Source organism: Streptomyces sp. R35, from assembly GCF_041053035.1.
Lineage (GTDB): Bacteria > Actinomycetota > Actinomycetes > Streptomycetales > Streptomycetaceae > Streptomyces > Streptomyces lutosisoli.
Map to the genome: position 1 here is coordinate 8,319,356 of NZ_CP163440.1, position 15,038 is coordinate 8,334,393.

14 protein-coding genes are annotated in these 15,038 nt (G+C 72.0%); 8 read left to right on the forward strand and 6 right to left on the reverse strand.

Going from position 1 to position 15,038, the window contains the following annotated elements:
- Positions 1 to 18: 18 nt before the first annotated feature.
- The 5 genes from AB5J50_RS37540 to AB5J50_RS37560 form a co-directional block, all read right to left on the reverse strand.
- The gene (locus AB5J50_RS37540) at positions 19 to 1,251 is read right to left on the reverse strand and encodes a sulfate adenylyltransferase subunit 1 (RefSeq protein ID WP_369263055.1); all 1,233 of its coding nucleotides are present in this window, start codon (positions 1,249 to 1,251) and stop codon (positions 19 to 21) included.
- 2 nt (positions 1,252 to 1,253) lie between these two features.
- Positions 1,254 to 2,174: a sulfate adenylyltransferase subunit CysD gene (gene cysD, locus AB5J50_RS37545; RefSeq protein ID WP_369263057.1), complete on the reverse strand. Its 921-nt coding sequence runs from the start codon at positions 2,172 to 2,174 to the stop codon at positions 1,254 to 1,256.
- Complete coding sequence (gene cysC, locus AB5J50_RS37550; protein ID WP_369263058.1) at positions 2,171 to 2,722, reverse strand: adenylyl-sulfate kinase; 552 nt, start codon at positions 2,720 to 2,722, stop codon at positions 2,171 to 2,173. The genes cysD and cysC overlap by 4 nt, the downstream gene beginning before the upstream one ends.
- 113 nt (positions 2,723 to 2,835) lie before the next feature.
- Positions 2,836 to 3,669, reverse strand: a complete 834-nt coding sequence (locus AB5J50_RS37555) for a PaaX family transcriptional regulator C-terminal domain-containing protein (protein WP_369263060.1) — start codon at positions 3,667 to 3,669, stop codon at positions 2,836 to 2,838.
- A 15-nt stretch (positions 3,670 to 3,684) separates the two neighbouring features.
- A complete protein-coding gene (locus AB5J50_RS37560; RefSeq protein WP_369263061.1) occupies positions 3,685 to 5,361 on the reverse strand; it encodes an AMP-binding protein in 1,677 nt (558 codons plus the stop codon).
- Positions 5,362 to 5,487: 126 nt separating this feature from the next.
- On the opposite strand from AB5J50_RS37560, the gene AB5J50_RS37565 reads away from it, so the two are divergent.
- Both AB5J50_RS37565 and AB5J50_RS37570 read left to right on the forward strand, forming a co-directional pair.
- Positions 5,488 to 6,627 carry an acyl-CoA dehydrogenase family protein gene (locus AB5J50_RS37565; protein ID WP_369263063.1) on the forward strand — a complete coding sequence of 380 codons (1,140 nt, stop codon included), beginning with the start codon at positions 5,488 to 5,490 and terminating at the stop codon, positions 6,625 to 6,627.
- A complete protein-coding gene (locus tag AB5J50_RS37570; protein WP_327432433.1) occupies positions 6,624 to 7,022 on the forward strand; it encodes a RidA family protein in 399 nt (132 codons plus the stop codon). Before AB5J50_RS37565 ends, AB5J50_RS37570 begins: the two co-directional genes overlap by 4 nt.
- Before the next feature lie 48 nt (positions 7,023 to 7,070).
- On the opposite strand, the gene AB5J50_RS37575 is transcribed toward AB5J50_RS37570, so the two are convergent.
- Positions 7,071 to 7,265, reverse strand: coding sequence for a DUF5999 family protein (locus tag AB5J50_RS37575; protein WP_327432434.1), 195 nt, complete (start codon positions 7,263 to 7,265; stop codon positions 7,071 to 7,073).
- A gap of 262 nt (positions 7,266 to 7,527) precedes the next feature.
- Between AB5J50_RS37575 and AB5J50_RS37580 the strand changes: the two genes are divergently transcribed.
- The 6 genes from AB5J50_RS37580 to AB5J50_RS37605 all read left to right on the forward strand — a co-directional run bounded on the left by AB5J50_RS37580 (position 7,528) and on the right by AB5J50_RS37605 (position 14,672).
- Positions 7,528 to 7,953: a DUF6299 family protein gene (locus tag AB5J50_RS37580; protein WP_369263064.1), complete on the forward strand. Its 426-nt coding sequence runs from the start codon at positions 7,528 to 7,530 to the stop codon at positions 7,951 to 7,953.
- A gap of 250 nt (positions 7,954 to 8,203) precedes the next feature.
- The gene (locus AB5J50_RS37585; RefSeq protein ID WP_369263066.1) at positions 8,204 to 8,746 is read left to right on the forward strand and encodes a hypothetical protein; all 543 of its coding nucleotides are present in this window, start codon (positions 8,204 to 8,206) and stop codon (positions 8,744 to 8,746) included.
- A gap of 95 nt (positions 8,747 to 8,841) precedes the next feature.
- Positions 8,842 to 12,210 carry a CHAT domain-containing protein gene (locus AB5J50_RS37590; RefSeq protein ID WP_369263068.1) on the forward strand — a complete coding sequence of 1,123 codons (3,369 nt, stop codon included), beginning with the start codon at positions 8,842 to 8,844 and terminating at the stop codon, positions 12,208 to 12,210.
- Entirely contained in the window at positions 12,194 to 12,865 is a 672-nt protein-coding gene (locus tag AB5J50_RS37595) for a hypothetical protein (RefSeq protein ID WP_369263070.1), read from the forward strand. Before AB5J50_RS37590 ends, AB5J50_RS37595 begins: the two co-directional genes overlap by 17 nt.
- Complete coding sequence (locus AB5J50_RS37600; protein WP_369263072.1) at positions 12,865 to 13,542, forward strand: RES family NAD+ phosphorylase; 678 nt, start codon at positions 12,865 to 12,867, stop codon at positions 13,540 to 13,542. Before AB5J50_RS37595 ends, AB5J50_RS37600 begins: the two co-directional genes overlap by 1 nt.
- Before the next feature lie 59 nt (positions 13,543 to 13,601).
- Positions 13,602 to 14,672 (forward strand): macro domain-containing protein, encoded by a 1,071-nt coding sequence (locus tag AB5J50_RS37605; protein WP_369263073.1) that lies wholly within the window; start codon positions 13,602 to 13,604, stop codon positions 14,670 to 14,672.
- Positions 14,673 to 15,038: the final 366 nt, after the last annotated feature.

Genomic DNA, 15,038 nt, shown 5'->3' on the forward strand with positions numbered 1-15,038 from the left:
CGCACGGAAGGGGAGTGCCTACGACAGGTCGGCCATCCCGGCCGTCAGCGTCGAACCGTCCGCCGGGTCGACCAGGATGAACGCGCCCGTGCGGCGGGAGTCGGCGTAGTCGTCGAGCGCCAGCGGCTCGGCGGTGCGCAGGGTGATCCTGCCGAGGTCGTTAGCGGTCAGCTCCAGGGCGCCGCCCAGGTCCTTGACGATCGCCTTCACGGTCCGCGTCGTGTGCTTGACCAGCACCCGGTCACCGACCCGCAGCGCACGGTCGGCCAGATGGCAGACGGCCGCCCGGACGTCCTGCGTGAGCGCCGGCGCGTCGGGCCCGGCGGTGATCATGTCGCCGCGCGCGACATCGCGCTGGTCGGCCAGGCGCAGCGTCAGCGACTGGGGTGCGTACGCCATGTCCGCGTCGTTGCCGAGTACGTCGATGCCGATGATCTCGGAGGTCTCACCGGACGGGTGCACCGTGACACGGTCGCCGACGCGCAGCTGGCCGGAGACCAACTGGCCCGCGTAGTGGCGGACTTCGTCGTGCCGGATCACGAACTGCACCGGGAAGCGCGCCGGAGCTGCCGACACGTCGGAGCCCACCGGCACGGTCTCCAGGAACTCCAGAAGCGCCGGACCCGTGTACCAGTCCATGTGCGCCGAACGCTCCACCACGTTGTCGCCGCACAGCGCGGACACCGGGATCGGCGTGAAGCCGGGCAGACCCAGCTCGGCGGCGTGGCCCGCGAAGTCCTCGACGATGCGGTCGAACTCCTTCTCCTCGTACCCGACGAGGTCCATCTTGTTGACGGCGAGGACCACATGCGGGACGCGCAGCAGCGCGGCGACGGCGGCATGGCGGTGGGTCTGCTCGACCACGCCGTGGCGGGCGTCGACCAGGATGATCGCCAACTCGGCCGTGGACGCGCCGGTGACCATGTTCCGGGTGTACTGCACATGGCCCGGGGTGTCGGCCAGGATGAACCGGCGAAGGGGCGTGGCGAAGTAGCGGTAGGCGACATCGATGGTGATGCCCTGCTCGCGCTCGGCGCGCAGGCCGTCGGTGAGCAGTGCGAGGTCGGGGGTGTCCTGGCCGCGGCTGGCCGAGACGCGCTCGACGGCCTCCAGCTGGTCCGCCAGGACCGACTTGGAGTCGTGCAGCAGACGTCCGACGAGCGTGGACTTGCCGTCGTCGACGGAACCGGCGGTCGCGAAGCGCAGCGTGTCGATGGTGGCGCCGGTCACGGCGGTGGTGGTGCTGGTCATGTCTAGAAGTACCCCTCGCGCTTGCGGTCTTCCATCGCGGCCTCGGACATCTTGTCGTCGGCGCGGGTGGCGCCCCGCTCAGTGAGGCGGGAGGCGGCGATCTCGGCGATGACGGCGTCCAGGGTGGTCGCGTCGGAGTCGACGGCGCCGGTGCAGGACATGTCACCGACCGTGCGGTAGCGGACGAGCCGCTTCTCGACGGTCTCGCTCTCCTTGGGCCCGCCCCACTCGCCGGCGGTCAGCCACATACCGCCGCGCTGGAACACCTCGCGCCGATGGGCGAAGTAGATGTCGGGGAGTTCGATGCCTTCGCGGGCGATGTACTGCCAGACGTCCAGCTCGGTCCAGTTGGAGAGCGGGAAGACGCGGACGTGTTCGCCGGGTGCGTGGCGGCCGTTGTAGAGCTGCCACAGTTCGGGGCGCTGGCGGCGGGGGTCCCACTGGGAGAACTCGTCCCGGAGGGAGAAGACGCGTTCCTTGGCGCGGGCCTTCTCCTCGTCGCGGCGTCCGCCGCCGAAGACGGCGTCGAAGCGCTCCGACTGGATCTTCTCGGTGAGCGGCAGGGTCTGCAGCGGGTTGCGGGTGCCGTCCGGGCGTTCCTTGAGGACGCCGCGGTCGATGTAGTCCTGCACGGAGGCGACATGGAGGCGCAGGCCGTGCTTTTCCACGGTCCGGTCGCGGTACTCCAGGACCTCGGGGAAGTTGTGCCCGGTGTCGACGTGCAGCAGCGTGAAGGGGACCGCCGCGGGGGCGAAGGCCTTCAGTGCCAGGTGCAGCATGACGATGGAGTCCTTGCCGCCGGAGAAGAGGATCACCGGCCGCTCGAACTCGCCCGCGACCTCGCGGAAGATGTGGACGGCCTCGGACTCCAGCGCGTCCAGATGCGACAGCGTGAAGGCACGTTCAGTCGTGGGGGTGGTCACACGAGCCCCCTCGCCGCGAGCACCGCGTACACGGACGCCGCGGACTCTTCGGGTGTCTGCACGTGCGTCTCCAGGGTGAGCGCCGGGTCGAGCGGCGGCTCGTAGGGATCGTCGACACCGGTCAGTCCGCTGAGCTGACCCGCGGCCTGCCGGGCGTACAGCCCCTTCACATCGCGTTCGCTGCACACCTCGACCGGGGTGGCGACATGCACCTCGATGTACGGCGTCCCGCTCGCCTCGTGCCGCTTGCGGACGGCCTCGCGGCTGTCGGCGTACGGCGCGATGACCGGCACCACGGCGAGCACGCCGTTGCGCGCGAGGACCTCGGCGACCAGGCCGATGCGCTGCACGTTGGTGTTGCGGTCCTCGCGGGAGAAGCCGAGCCCGGCGGAGAGGAAGCGGCGGATTTCGTCACCGTCGAGGACCTCCACGCGGTGCCCCTCGGCCTTCAGGGTGCCGCCCAGAATGCGAGCGATGGTCGTCTTGCCCGCGCTCGGCAGGCCCGTGAGCCAGACGGTGGCTCCCTGAGCCCTTGCCGTGGTGGTCATACGTGCTGTCCTCTTCCTGTCCTGGCGTGCGGCTCACGACGCTAGGTAAGAAACATGAGAAGAGGGATGGAGGAGCCTGAGGGTTCCCTTAGCGACTGGTGATGTAACTGAGGTCACATCCCGGTGGACTCCGGGGGAACGGCGGCGAAACGCGCCCCCGCGTCCCGCAGTCGTTCGTGCAGCGCCCGGAAGACGGCGGCCGAGCGGGCGCCCGGCCAGTCCTGGGGCAGCAGCGCGGCGGGCAGCCCCGGGTCGGCGTACGGGAGGTGGCGCCAGGAGTCGAGGGCGAGCAGATAGTCGCGGTACGCCTGCTCCGGAGGGGTGTCCGCGCGCCGCTCCCAGGCGTGCAGCACGGGCGCGTGCTGGTCGAGGAACTCCTCGTGCTCCTTGGCGATCGCGGTCAGGTCCCACCAGCGCGCGACCGCTTCCGCCGTCGCCGCGAAGCCCAGGTGCTCCCCGCGGAACAGCTCCACGTACGGATCGAGCCGCAGCCGCTCCAGGGTGTGCCGCGTCTCCTCATAGAGCCGCGCCGGGGCGAGCCACACTCCGGGGGCGGCCGTCCCGAAGCCGAGACCGGCGAGCCGTGAGCGCAGCACGTGCCGCTTCTGGCGCTCGGACTCCGGCACGGAGAACACGGCGAGCACCCAGCCCTCGTCCTCGGGAGGTGCCGTCGCGTACACCCGCCGGTCGCCGTCGTCGAGCAGCTGCCGCGCGTCCGGCGACAGCGCGTACCCGGCCGCGCCGGACGCCGTGCGCGCCGGCTCCAGGAGGCCGCGGCGCTTGAGCCGGGACACCGACGACCGTACGGAGGGCGCGTCGACGCCGACCGCGGCGAGAAGCCGGATCAACTCGGCGACCGGCACGGGGCCGGGCATGAAGCGGCCGTACGCGCCGTAGAACGTCACGATGAGGGACCGGGGGGCGTGCTGCTCTGACACGTTGATCACTCTAGTGCTCGAAGATCACTTGGGGCCGCCGCCTGTGGACAAGTCACCCTCCGGCGCGGGCGGCGACGGTGCGGCCGGATCGCCCGGCTCCCGCAGCCGGAACCGCTGGAGCTTGCCCGTCGCGGTGCGCGGCAGCGCGTCCAGGAAGACGAACTCCCGGGGGCATTTGTAGGGTGCCAGCTCGGCCTTGAGAAAGGCGCGCAGCGCGTCCGTGTCCTTGCGCGCGCCGGGTCGCAGTACCGCGTAGGCCACCACGATCTGCCCGCGCGACTCGTCCGCCTGTCCCACGACCGCCGTCTCGACCACGTCCGGGTGACGCAGCAGCGCGTCCTCGACCTCCGGGCCCGCGATGTTGTACCCCGCCGAGATGATCATGTCGTCGGCGCGGGCGACATAGCGGAAGTAGCCGTCGGGGTCGCGCACATAGGTGTCGCCGGTGATGTTCCAGCCGCCGCGTACGTAGTCCCGTTGCCGGGGGTCGGCGAGATAGCGGCAGCCGACCGGGCCGCGCACGGCGAGCAGCCCGGGCTCGCCGTCCGGCACCGGCGTCCCGTCGGCGTCGACCACGCGCGCGTGCCATCCCGGTACCGGGATGCCCGTGGTGCCGGGGCGGATGTGCTCGTCGGCGGCGGAGATGAAGATGTGCAGCAGCTCGGTGGCGCCGATGCCGTTGATGATGCGCAGCCCGGTGCGGGTGTGCCAGGCCCGCCAGGTCGCGGCGGGCAGGTTCTCGCCCGCGGACACACAGCGCCGCAGCGACGCGGTGTCGTGGTCCTCCAGCTCCGCCAGCATCGCCCGGTACGCGGTCGGCGCGGTGAACAGCACGGAGACGCGGTGCTCGGCGATCGCCGGCAACAGCTGCTTGGGGCCCGCCTGTTCGAGCAGCAGGGAGCAGGCCCCGGCGCGCATCGGGAAGACGACGAGACCGCCGAGCCCGAAGGTGAAACCCAGCGGGGGACTGCCCGCGAAGACATCGTCCTCATGTGGCTGCAACACATGCTTCGAGAAGGTGTCCGCTATCGCCAATACATCGCGGTGGAAGTGCATACAGCCTTTGGGCCGGCCGGTCGTGCCCGACGTGAACGCGATCAGCGCGACGTCGTCGGCGGCCGTGTCGGCGGCCTCGAACGGCTCGTCCGGCGCGCCCGTGATCCGCAGCAGCAGGTCGTCGGGCGCGTCACCGCCGTACGTGGTGACCCGCAGCCCCGGGATCTCCGCCTTGACCAGGTCGTCGACCGAACGGATGTCGCACAGCGCGTGCGTCACCCGGGCGATCTCGCACATCGTGGTCAGCTCGTGCGGCCGCTGCTGCGCCAGCACGGTGACGGCGACCGCGCCCGCCTTCAGCACCGCCAGCCAGCACGCGGCCAGCCACGGTGTGGTGGGGCCGCGCAGCAGCACCCGGTTGCCGGGGACGACGCCCAGTTCGTCGGTCAGGACATGGGCGATGCGGTCGACACGGGCGCGGAGCTGTCCGTATGTCCACAGGTCGCCGGACGCGGTGCGGAAGACGGGGCGCTCGGGGCGGGTCCGGTGGAGGAGCTCGGCGGCGCAGTTCAGCCGGTCGGGGTAGCGCAGCTCGGGCAGATCGAACCGCAGTTCGGGCCACTGTGCCGGGGGCGGGAGGTGGTCGCGCGGGAAGGTGTCGACGTGGGCCGAGGTCGTCGGCTCCAAGGTGTCGCTGGGGTCCATGGCGGTTCCCCCCTTGCCTTGGTGGGCGTCGTGGTGGGCTCGCACCAGGAGCGTATCGTGTTGGTGACGACAGTCAACGGTCCGCGATAGCCTGGAGCCGCAACCCGGCAGCAGAGAGGACCGGCAATGACGGCATTCTCGCTCGATCCGGCACAGACCGCCTGGTGTGCCGAGCTGCGCATGCTGGCCGGTGACAGGCTGGCCCCACTCGCGGAGAAGGGCGAGCCGGGCCACGTCAACCGCCCCCTCGTTGCCGAACTCGGCCGACTCGGCCTGCTCACCCGCCTGTTCACCTCGGGCGCGCTCGACCTGTGTCTGATGCGCGAGTCGCTGGCCCAGACCTGCACGGAGGCCGAGACGGCGCTCGCGCTGCAAGGCCTGGGCGCGTATCCGGTCCATGCGTACGGCACCGGGGCTCAGCGGGACCGCTGGCTCACCGGCGTCCGCGACGGCACCACGGTGGCCGCCTTCGCGCTGAGCGAGCCCGGCGCGGGCTCGGACGCGGCGGCGCTGGCGCTCGGGGCGGCCGAGGACGGTCCCGACGGCTGGCGGCTCACCGGCGAGAAGTGCTGGATCTCCAACGCGCCCGAGGCCGACTTCTACACCGTGTTCGCGCGGACGACCCTCGGCGCCGGAGCCCGCGGCGTCACCGCCTTCCTCGTCCCCGCCGACCGCCCGGGCCTCACCGGCACCCCGCTCGACATGCTCTCGCCGCACCCCATCGGAGCCCTCGCCTTCGACGCCGTACCGGTGACGGCGGACGACGTGCTCGGGGAACCGGACCAAGGCTTCCGGGTGGCCATGCACACCCTCAACCTCTTCCGGCCGAGCGTGGGCGCCTTCGCGGTCGGCATGGCGCAGGCCGCTCTGGACGCGACCCTCGCGCACACGGCGGGGCGGGACGCGTTCGGCGGCAAGCTGAAGGACCTGCAGACGGTGGCCCACCAGGTCGCCGAGATGGCGCTGCGCACGGAGGCGGCCCGCCTGATGGTGTACGCGGCAGCGGCGGCGTACGACGCAGGGGCCCCCGGCGTACCCGGGCGGGCGGCGATGGCGAAGCTGCTGGCCACCGAGACGGCCCAGTACGTCGTCGACGCGGCGGTCCAGCTGCACGGCGCCCGTGGCCTGCGCCGCGGCCATCTCCTCGAACACCTCTACCGGGAGGTCCGCGCACCGCGGATCTACGAGGGGGCGAGCGAGGTCCAACGAGCGGTCATCGCCAAGGAGTTGTACCGAGGGACCGAGCGAGCGGCGGAGGCCCCATGAGCACCGAGCGCGTCAACCCGCCCGAGCTCTCCCCGCCCACCGGCTTCTCCCACGCCGTCGTCGCGACGGGCACCCGCGTCGTCTTCCTGGCGGGCCAGACCGCGCTCGACCCGGACGGAAAGGTGGTCGGCGGGGCGCTGCCGGAGCAGTTCGCGCTGGCGCTGACGAACCTGCTGACCGCGTTGCGGGCCGCGGGCGGGACCCCGGCCGACCTCGCGCGGGTCACGGTCTACGCCACGGACGTCGCCGACTACCGCGCCCACGCCCCCGAACTCGGCCGCATCTGGCGCGAGTTGGCGGGCCGTGACTACCCCGCGATGGCCGTCATCGGCGCCGCCCGCCTCTGGGACGAACAGGCCCTGGTCGAACTCGACGGCTTCGCGGTGCTGGACTGAGCGGTTCTGGGGGCGTGCCGCGCTTCCCGGGCACCGCTCGGCGCGGACTCAGGCGGCGATGGCCAGTTGCTCGGCGTACACCCGGTGCGGAGCGACCACGCTGCCGTCGGGAAGCAGTTCGCCGGTGTCGTCGAAGACGATCGCGCCGTTGCACAGGAGGTTCCAGCCCTGCTCGGGGTGGGCCGCCACGATGTGCGCGGCGCCCGAGTCCACGGTCGGGCACGAAGACTGGTGGGAACACATGGCGCACCTCCAGGTCGGATGCGATGGACGGCGGCGGCTGTGTCGCCGCCTCGCATGGTTAGACCATGCGCGCGCGGCGAACTCATCGGAACAGCCGGTCGTGAAGCGTGACAACACACGGACAACACTCGGACGTCCTCAAGACGGACGGTGCCAACTCGCCACCAAAGGGGTGATGATCACCGCCCTCGGGGCGCCGGACCGGTACCTCTGGAGCGCCCGTTCCGGGCCCCACCCCGGCCCCGTTCCAGGAGGTACTCCCATGTCCATGCGCCAGGCCGTCGGCGCGGCCGCCGCCGCCGCACTGCTGCTGCTCGTCGCCCCGTCCGCCGTCGCCCTGTCCGACCCGTACGACGAGGTGACCGTCGACCCGACCGGCTCCGTCGCGGCCGACGGAACCATCACCCTCTCCGGCACCTATCGCTGTATGAGCGCCGCCGGGCCCGTGTACGTGTCCTCCTCGGTGTCGCAGGGCGACCCGCAGGTCCGCCACGGGATCGGCGGCACCTCGGCGGTCTGTGACGGCGCCGAACACAGCTGGACCAACACGGAGAAGCGCACGCCCGGCACCCTCGCCCCCGGCGCCGCCCACGTCGAGGCCACCCTCATGGAACTGAGCGCCACGGGTCTGCCGCTGCCGATCTTCCACGCGACCCAGCAGCAGGACATCACCGTCGCCCAGGGATGAGCACACGTGCGGAGAGCCGCCGCCCCGAGAACGGGCGGCGGCTCTCCGCACGCTGCGGGACGGTTTCCGTATGAGGGCGAGGAGCGGTCCGCCGCCGGCTCGTGCGCGGCTCCGGCCCCGCCCGCCCGGCTGGTCGGTGGCGGGCCGAACATCGGGCGATCTTCGGGTGGGGGTTCACACGGTGAGAGGTCCGCTGCTTCGCTGGCGCTGTGGCGCTGTGGCGCTGTGGCGGAACAGGGATGGAGGCCGCGTGGACGTCGGTGGCACGACCGCTCTCCTGGTCGCGGTGGTAGGAGTCGTCGGGACGCTGCTGTCCGCGCTGTTGACCCAGCGCGCGGCTGACCGCAGCCGGCAGCGCGAGCGGGAGCGGGCCGAACGGTTGCGGGAGCGGCGCAGCGAGGCCCAGGAGCTGCGGTCGTGCTACGTGGCGCTCAACACCTCGGCCCGGCAGTATCTGGCCGCGCTCACCGACCACTTGCACGCGCTGGGCCGCGACGAGGATCTGCGGTCCGTGCGGCAGCGGCTGGCCGAGGCGCGTGACCAGCATCGGGACGTGTACGCGGAGGCTCAGATGCGGGTGCCGGAGCGTGTGCTCGAACTCGCGGGCGACCTCAGTCATGACCTGGGCGCGGTGTTCGGCATGGTGCGGCGTCTGGACGACGGAGTGCCGCGAGCAGGGGACTCGCCGGTCGTCGTGCAGGAGAACCTCGACGCACTGTGGGGCCGGCTGCGGGAGACCCGGCGCGAGATGAGGGCCGAACTGGGCGCGTCCCGGGCGGATTTGGGGCGTTGAGGAGGAGAAGCGCGGGATCTTGTCGCCATGCGTCCGGCGGATCGGCATAGTGGCGTTGATCCCCGGGGCTGTCGGGGTCCGGGGGGAGAGGCAGGGTGCCGGTGCACGACGAGGAGAGCGGCGGCGTACAGGGGCTGCGTGCCTGGGCGGCGGACGCCGCGGAGCGGGTCAAGCGGCTGACCCCCGCCATGGGCGCGAGAGATGTGCCGCCTCGGGCGTACGACGCGTCGATCGCCGAACTCGACCAGCTGGCAGGGCTGCTGGACCACGACCCCGCTCTCCGCGGCGCGGTGAGCGTATGGCTGGGCGGTGCGCTGGCCATGCGGCAGTCCGCCGGGGGCGGTGGGCCCGCGGACGGCGAGCGCGCGGAGCGGCTGCTGCGGGAGGCGCGGGACCGCGGGACGGCACTGGGAGCCGCGACGGCCGAGGAGGACCGGCGATGGGCGGCCCTGTACCTGGTGTCGATCATTACGCCGATACGGTCGCAGCAGGGCGGGTACGGGGCGGTACCCGACCTCTCCGCCTTCGTCGACTGGATCGCACGGGCGGGACCCGCCGGGATGACGACCTTCGCGACTGAGCTCGAAGAGCTGACCGAGGAGGTGCTGGAGCTGCCGTTGCCGCCGGAGTTCCTGGGGGAGTTGCGGCGGATGCGGGGGATCTTCTCGACTTCCCCGGGGGCGGAGTTCACCGACCTGCTGACCAGCATGATGCCCGCCGGGGATCCCTTCACGGACCAGCTGCGGCGGATGATGAGCCAGATGTCCGGCCCGTCCCCCGAGCCGGAGCCGGAGCCGGATCCTGAGCCCGCCCCCGACCCCGAGCCGACTCACACGCTCACCCCCGACGACCTACGTCGGCTCGCCGCTGGCCTGGACGCCATCCACGCCTCCTCGCACGGCCTCGCCGACGTACTCAAGAGCGGCGATCCCGAGGCGCTCAACGAACTTCTCCGCAGGCTGGACGCCGTCCAGAAGGACCCGCCCCCCGGGCCGGACCCGGCCTCCGGGCTCGAGGCCGTCAGGGCGCTCCTCCTCAACATCAGTTCCTACGTCGGCGGCTCCATCAAGGACCAGTCGGCGGGCCGGGCCCACCTGGAGCAGATCGTCCGCGACATGGAGAACTTCGAGGAGGCCGTGGGGAAGCTGCCTCCGGGAATGGAGCATCCCGCCGTCGTGGGGCGGACGTTGACGCTGTACGCCCGGGTCATGGACGCCGGGGAGGCGGAGGACGTCCAGGCGCTCCGGGACCTCGTGGACGAGGCCGAAGAGCTGGAGCGGACCGTCCCCGAGGACAATCAGTACCGCTTCACCGTCCTCGCGGCCCTGGGTGCGGCCTACGGCAGGCTCGGCGCCCTCACCGGGGACAAGGAACTGCTGCTGCGCGCCCTGCCGTACATGGAGAAGGGGCTCACCGGCGTCAAGGAGAGCGGACTCCCGTTCGCCGACGAGATCTCCCTGCCGTATGTCCCGGACCTCGATCTGCTGCGCCGCGGCCTCTCCGGCGACGGCACGGAGGAACTGCCGGAGCACGTCCCGCCGCCCGCCGGGGCCTCGACGGAGGATCTGCACAGATCCGCGGGCGCGTTGGCCGTGCGCTTCTCCCTCACCCACGACCGCGCGGACCTCGACGTCCTGATCGACGAACTGGAGCGGGTCCGTGACGGCGTCCGGGCGGGGACGGCGCCGCGGATCGCCGTCGACGCGCTGTGGCAGCTGGCCATGGCCTACCGCGAGCGCGGAGTCCTCAATCAGGACGTGAAGGACATCAGGGCCTTGGAGGCCGCCAATGAGGCGCTGGCCGCGCTCGCCGCCGACGTCCTCCTCCAGTCCGGTGCGGAGCACGGGCTGCGGGCGGCCCGTTCCGGGGCGAGCAAGGCCGTACAGGCCGCTCTGTGGGCGGGCTCGCAGGGACGGCTGCACGAGGCCGTGGCCTCGCTGGAACTGGGCCGGGCCCTGGTGCTGCACGCCGCGTCCACCTCGTCGGCCGTACCCGAACTCCTTGACGCGGGCGGGCACCACGAACTCGCCGAGGCGTGGCGGTCGGTCGGCGCGGCCACCCAGGGCCCCGGAAGGGGAGCCGGGGCCGGAGCCGGCGTCCCCGGTGAGCTGCCGAGCATCCTGCGCCGCCGGGCTCTCGAGGCCCTCGGCTACCGCCGGGAGGGCGGACTCCTCGCCACGCCAACGCTGAGCGACCTCGCGGACGGGGTCGAGGAGAGCGGCGCCGACGCGCTCCTCTATCTGGTCCCCGGCGAGGACGCGGACGCCGGCGTGGTGATCACGGTGGCCCCGCGGCTCGGCGCCGGACTGGCGGTGCGGAAACAGCTGTCCGGCGCCGAGAGCGGCCCGTTGGAGCGCTATCTCGACGCCACCGCCGTGCGCGATGCCGCGGCACGCGACGGCGGCCGCAGCGACCCGTCCGCCGAACAGGCCTGGGAGGAGGCCCTCAAGGCGCTCTGCGAGTGGGCCTACCAGGTGCTCGGCCCCGTGCTGGCCGACGTGGACAAGGGGCTCGCGGCCAACGGCCGGCCGCTCCGAGTCGTCCTGGTGCCCTGCGGCCGGCTCGGCATCGTCCCTTGGCACGCCGCGCGTTATCCGGAAGACGCGCCCTACGACTACCTGTGCGAGACCGACGTGATCAGTTACGCGGCGTCCGGCAGGGAGTTCCTGCGTACGGTGAAACGCGCGCCGCGGGATCCGGCGGCCACCCCCGTTCTGCTGGCCGACCCGACCATGGACCTGACGTATGCCGAGGTCGAGGTCATGGCCCTGAGGGACGCCTTCTACCAGCAGGCCCGGATGTGCGGGGGGATCTTCGAGCTGCCCGAGGAGGAGCTGGTCCCCGGCACGCCCGACGACGTCCTCGGGTTCCTCGCCGACGGGGCCTCGCTGCTCCATGTGGCCTCGCACGGCTCGGCCGGCACGCGTCCCACGGTCTCGGCCCTGCACCTCGCCGCCCCCGGGCACGGTGGCGACGGGCCGGATCCGGGCATGCTGACGGTGACTCGGCTCCTCGACCGGCCGGATGCCCAACAAGCCTCCGAGGACGGGCCGTTGGTCGTGCTGAGTGCCTGTCAGACCGACCTGAGCACCCGCGACCACGACGAGGCGCTGACCCTCACCACGGCGTTCCTCTCGGGCGGAGCGCGTGATGCCATCGGATCCCGGTGGACGACCAACGACAGTGCGTCGGCGCTGCTGATGGCAGTCTTCCACCACCACCTGACCGTCGGTGGGCTCAGCCCCGTCGACGCGCTCCGGGCCGCGCAGCGGTGGATGCTCGACCCGCACCGCGAGAACCCGGGCTCGCTCCACGGCGAACTGCTGCGGCAGCTGGAGCGACCGGATCTCGACCGGATATCACTCTGGGCCGCTTTCATTCATCAAGGGCACCCGGGGCAGCAGGAGAAGCAGGAGAAGCAGGAGGAAGAAAGGGAGGGGGGAACGGATGAACGATGGTCATGAGAGTTCAGCCGACCGACTGCTCGCCCTGATCGGGGAGCACGGGGCCACCATCCGCGAGGCGCTCGACGACGAGCAGCACGCGTTGCTGCTCGCCAGGCTGGAAGCCCTCGCCGGTGTGGCGCCCGACGACGACAGAGCCGTCCGCAGGGCACTGCAGGGTGTGCGCCGCGCGCTGCTCCCGCTGCCGCTCGGCCATCCGGTGCGCATCGCGCTCGACCCCGTGCGGCTGGTCGGTGCGCCGCCCGGGCCGACGGCCGTGGCGGGAGCGCGGGAGCTGCTGGCCATGCTGGCGAGCCCCTCTCCGGCCCACGAAGCCGCTGCCTCACAGAACGAGTTGCTCCGGGCGCCGGCCCTCTCGGCGGACGAGGCGCGGGCCCGGTGCGGCGGCGCAGCACCGCCGCCCGAGTTGATCAGGCTGTCGGACCCGGGCGGCGACCGCTACCCGGAGTTCCAGTTCGCCGCGGGCGGCGGTACCCCGTACGAGGTGGTCCTCGAGGTCAACCGTCTTCTCCTCGCGGACATCGACCCCCGGGGTGCCGCGGCCTGGTGGCTCAGCGGGAACACCTGGCTGGGCGGGACCCCCGCGTCGCTCCTCGGCCGGCTGCCCGACCAGCAGCTGGTCGGTGCGGCCACCGCACTGGTGGAGGGGGACTGATGGGCGGCCTCTTCCCCATGACCCCGTTGGAGCTGCGCCCCAACCGTCATGTGATCCCGGCCGGCACGGAGTTGTGGCGCGTCCACAGCACCAAGTACGTGCCGAACGAGTTCAACCCGAAGCTCGCGGACCCCTTCGAGTTCAAGGACGGCAGCCGCTTCGACGGCACGCTGCTCGATCCGTATCACTGTCTGTACCTGGCGGACACGGCGACCACGGCCCTCGCGGAAAGCGTGCTGCGCTCCAGGCCCTTCGAACCGTCGGCGGGCATGCGGCTCATCCCCTACGCCGCGGTCTGGCGCCGTTCGCTGAGCGTGCTGCGCACCACGTGCGAGCTGAACCTGGTCTCCCTGATCGAGGCGCCCGATCTGGCCGCCGTCTGCCAGGACTCCACGCTCCTGGAGGACGAGAGGAACTACGTACAGGCAAGGCGCTGGGCGAGCGAGATCCGGGCGCAGGTACCCGACGTCATGGGGCTGATCTGGCAGTCCCGGCACAACCGGCCCCAGCGCGCCCTGGTGCTCTTCCACGACCGGTTCGGCCACGGCGACGGCGAGCCGCTGGAGGTGCTGCCGGAGAGAGGCATCGCGGACCTCGACTCCGACGCCGGCATCGAGAAGGCGAACCAGATCCTCAAACCGCTGCGGTCGGAGATCTCGCGGCCGAGACGGGAGTGACGTCCGCGGGCCGGCGGTCCCGCTTGTCCGCGGGTGAAGCGTGATGCCATGGTGAACGCATGGCATCGTCCCTTCCTGACCCTGCGTCACTTCTCGCTGAACTCAAGGAAGTCAGGCGTGCGGGGCTGGTCCGGCTGCGTGGGCGCACACTGCCGGCTCTGGAGTCGGCCGCGGAAGCGGTGACCGCGGCCCGGAGTCCGGGCGCGGCCGTCGAGGCGCTGCTGCGACTCGCCGTGTCGCGCCTCGACGCGGGCACGCTGCGCACCGCCGCCGAGTACACCCTGGGGCTGGCGCAGGGCACCCGGGACTGGCCGGCGTCCTCGCGTCGTGCCCGGGCGGCCTCGGTGTACGGCGTGAGCGTCGAGCGCTTCCGCAAGGACCACGAGGTGATGGTCCTCGGGCAGGTCGCCGAGCACGTCCTCCGGCTGGTGCCTCAGGAGACGGAGGTGCCGGGCGCGGAAGAGGACGAGTGGGGCGTCGGTACACACCGGTTCGTGTCGGTCCGGGCCGGCGGCCGACAGGTGAGGCTCACCCTCCATGTGCACCCCGTGGACCTGCTGCGGGACGTGGACGTGGTCGTCTCTCCTGCCAACGTCCACCTCGCGCTCCCCGAGCAGTTCAAGTCGTCGGTCGCCGCGTCGCTCCGCCGTGCGGCCGCCGTACGCGGGGTGACCGGCGATGTGCTGGACGACCCGGTCCACGACGAACTGCGCAAGTGGGCGGCCCGGCAGGGGATCGCGGGACGCCCGGTGCTGCCCGGCACGGTGGCCGCCACCAGCTCGGGGGCCCTGGCCGGACAAGGTGTGCGGCGGATCTACCACGCCGCGGTCGCCGTTCCCCGGGCCGGGACCAATGACTACGACGTGCTCCCGGCCGACGTGACCCGGGCCGTGTCCCGGGCCCTCGCGCTGCTGGCCGAGGAGTGCGACCGCCACGCCCCACCGCTGCGCTCGGTGTGCTTCCCGCTGCTCGGCTCGGGACGCGGCGGGCTGCCGTACCGCGTCAGTCTGGCCGCCATATGGGCCGCCGTCGAGGCGGAGTTGGCGCGCGGGGCGCAGTGGGACGTCCATTTCGTGGTGCGCACCCCCGAGGCGGCGGCGCTGGTCGAGCGCATCCCGGCCGGGATGTGACCGGCCCGCGACCGGTGCGCGCCCGGCTGACCCGGTGGAATGGAAGGACGTCCTTCCGCTCCGCATGAGGAGATGCCGGGGGCCCGAGGGGGATGCGGAGCGGAAGGATGGATGAGTGGGTTCATGGGGTGTGACCCCTGGACGTCGCGGAGCTTGGCGGCGGGCACATTGACGTGGGTAATCCGCTTCTCCGCGCGGTGAATTGACGACGGGAATCGGAGTATGGAGTTCCGGCGGCTGAACCCGGATGGGGTTGTCAACGGATTGTCGGCGAACTGTGGAACCGGGGAATTCATCAGGGCGTCGTGTCATCATGATGCGTCCATGGAACGGGTGTTGCGCCACGTGCTCATCCGCGCCTTCCGG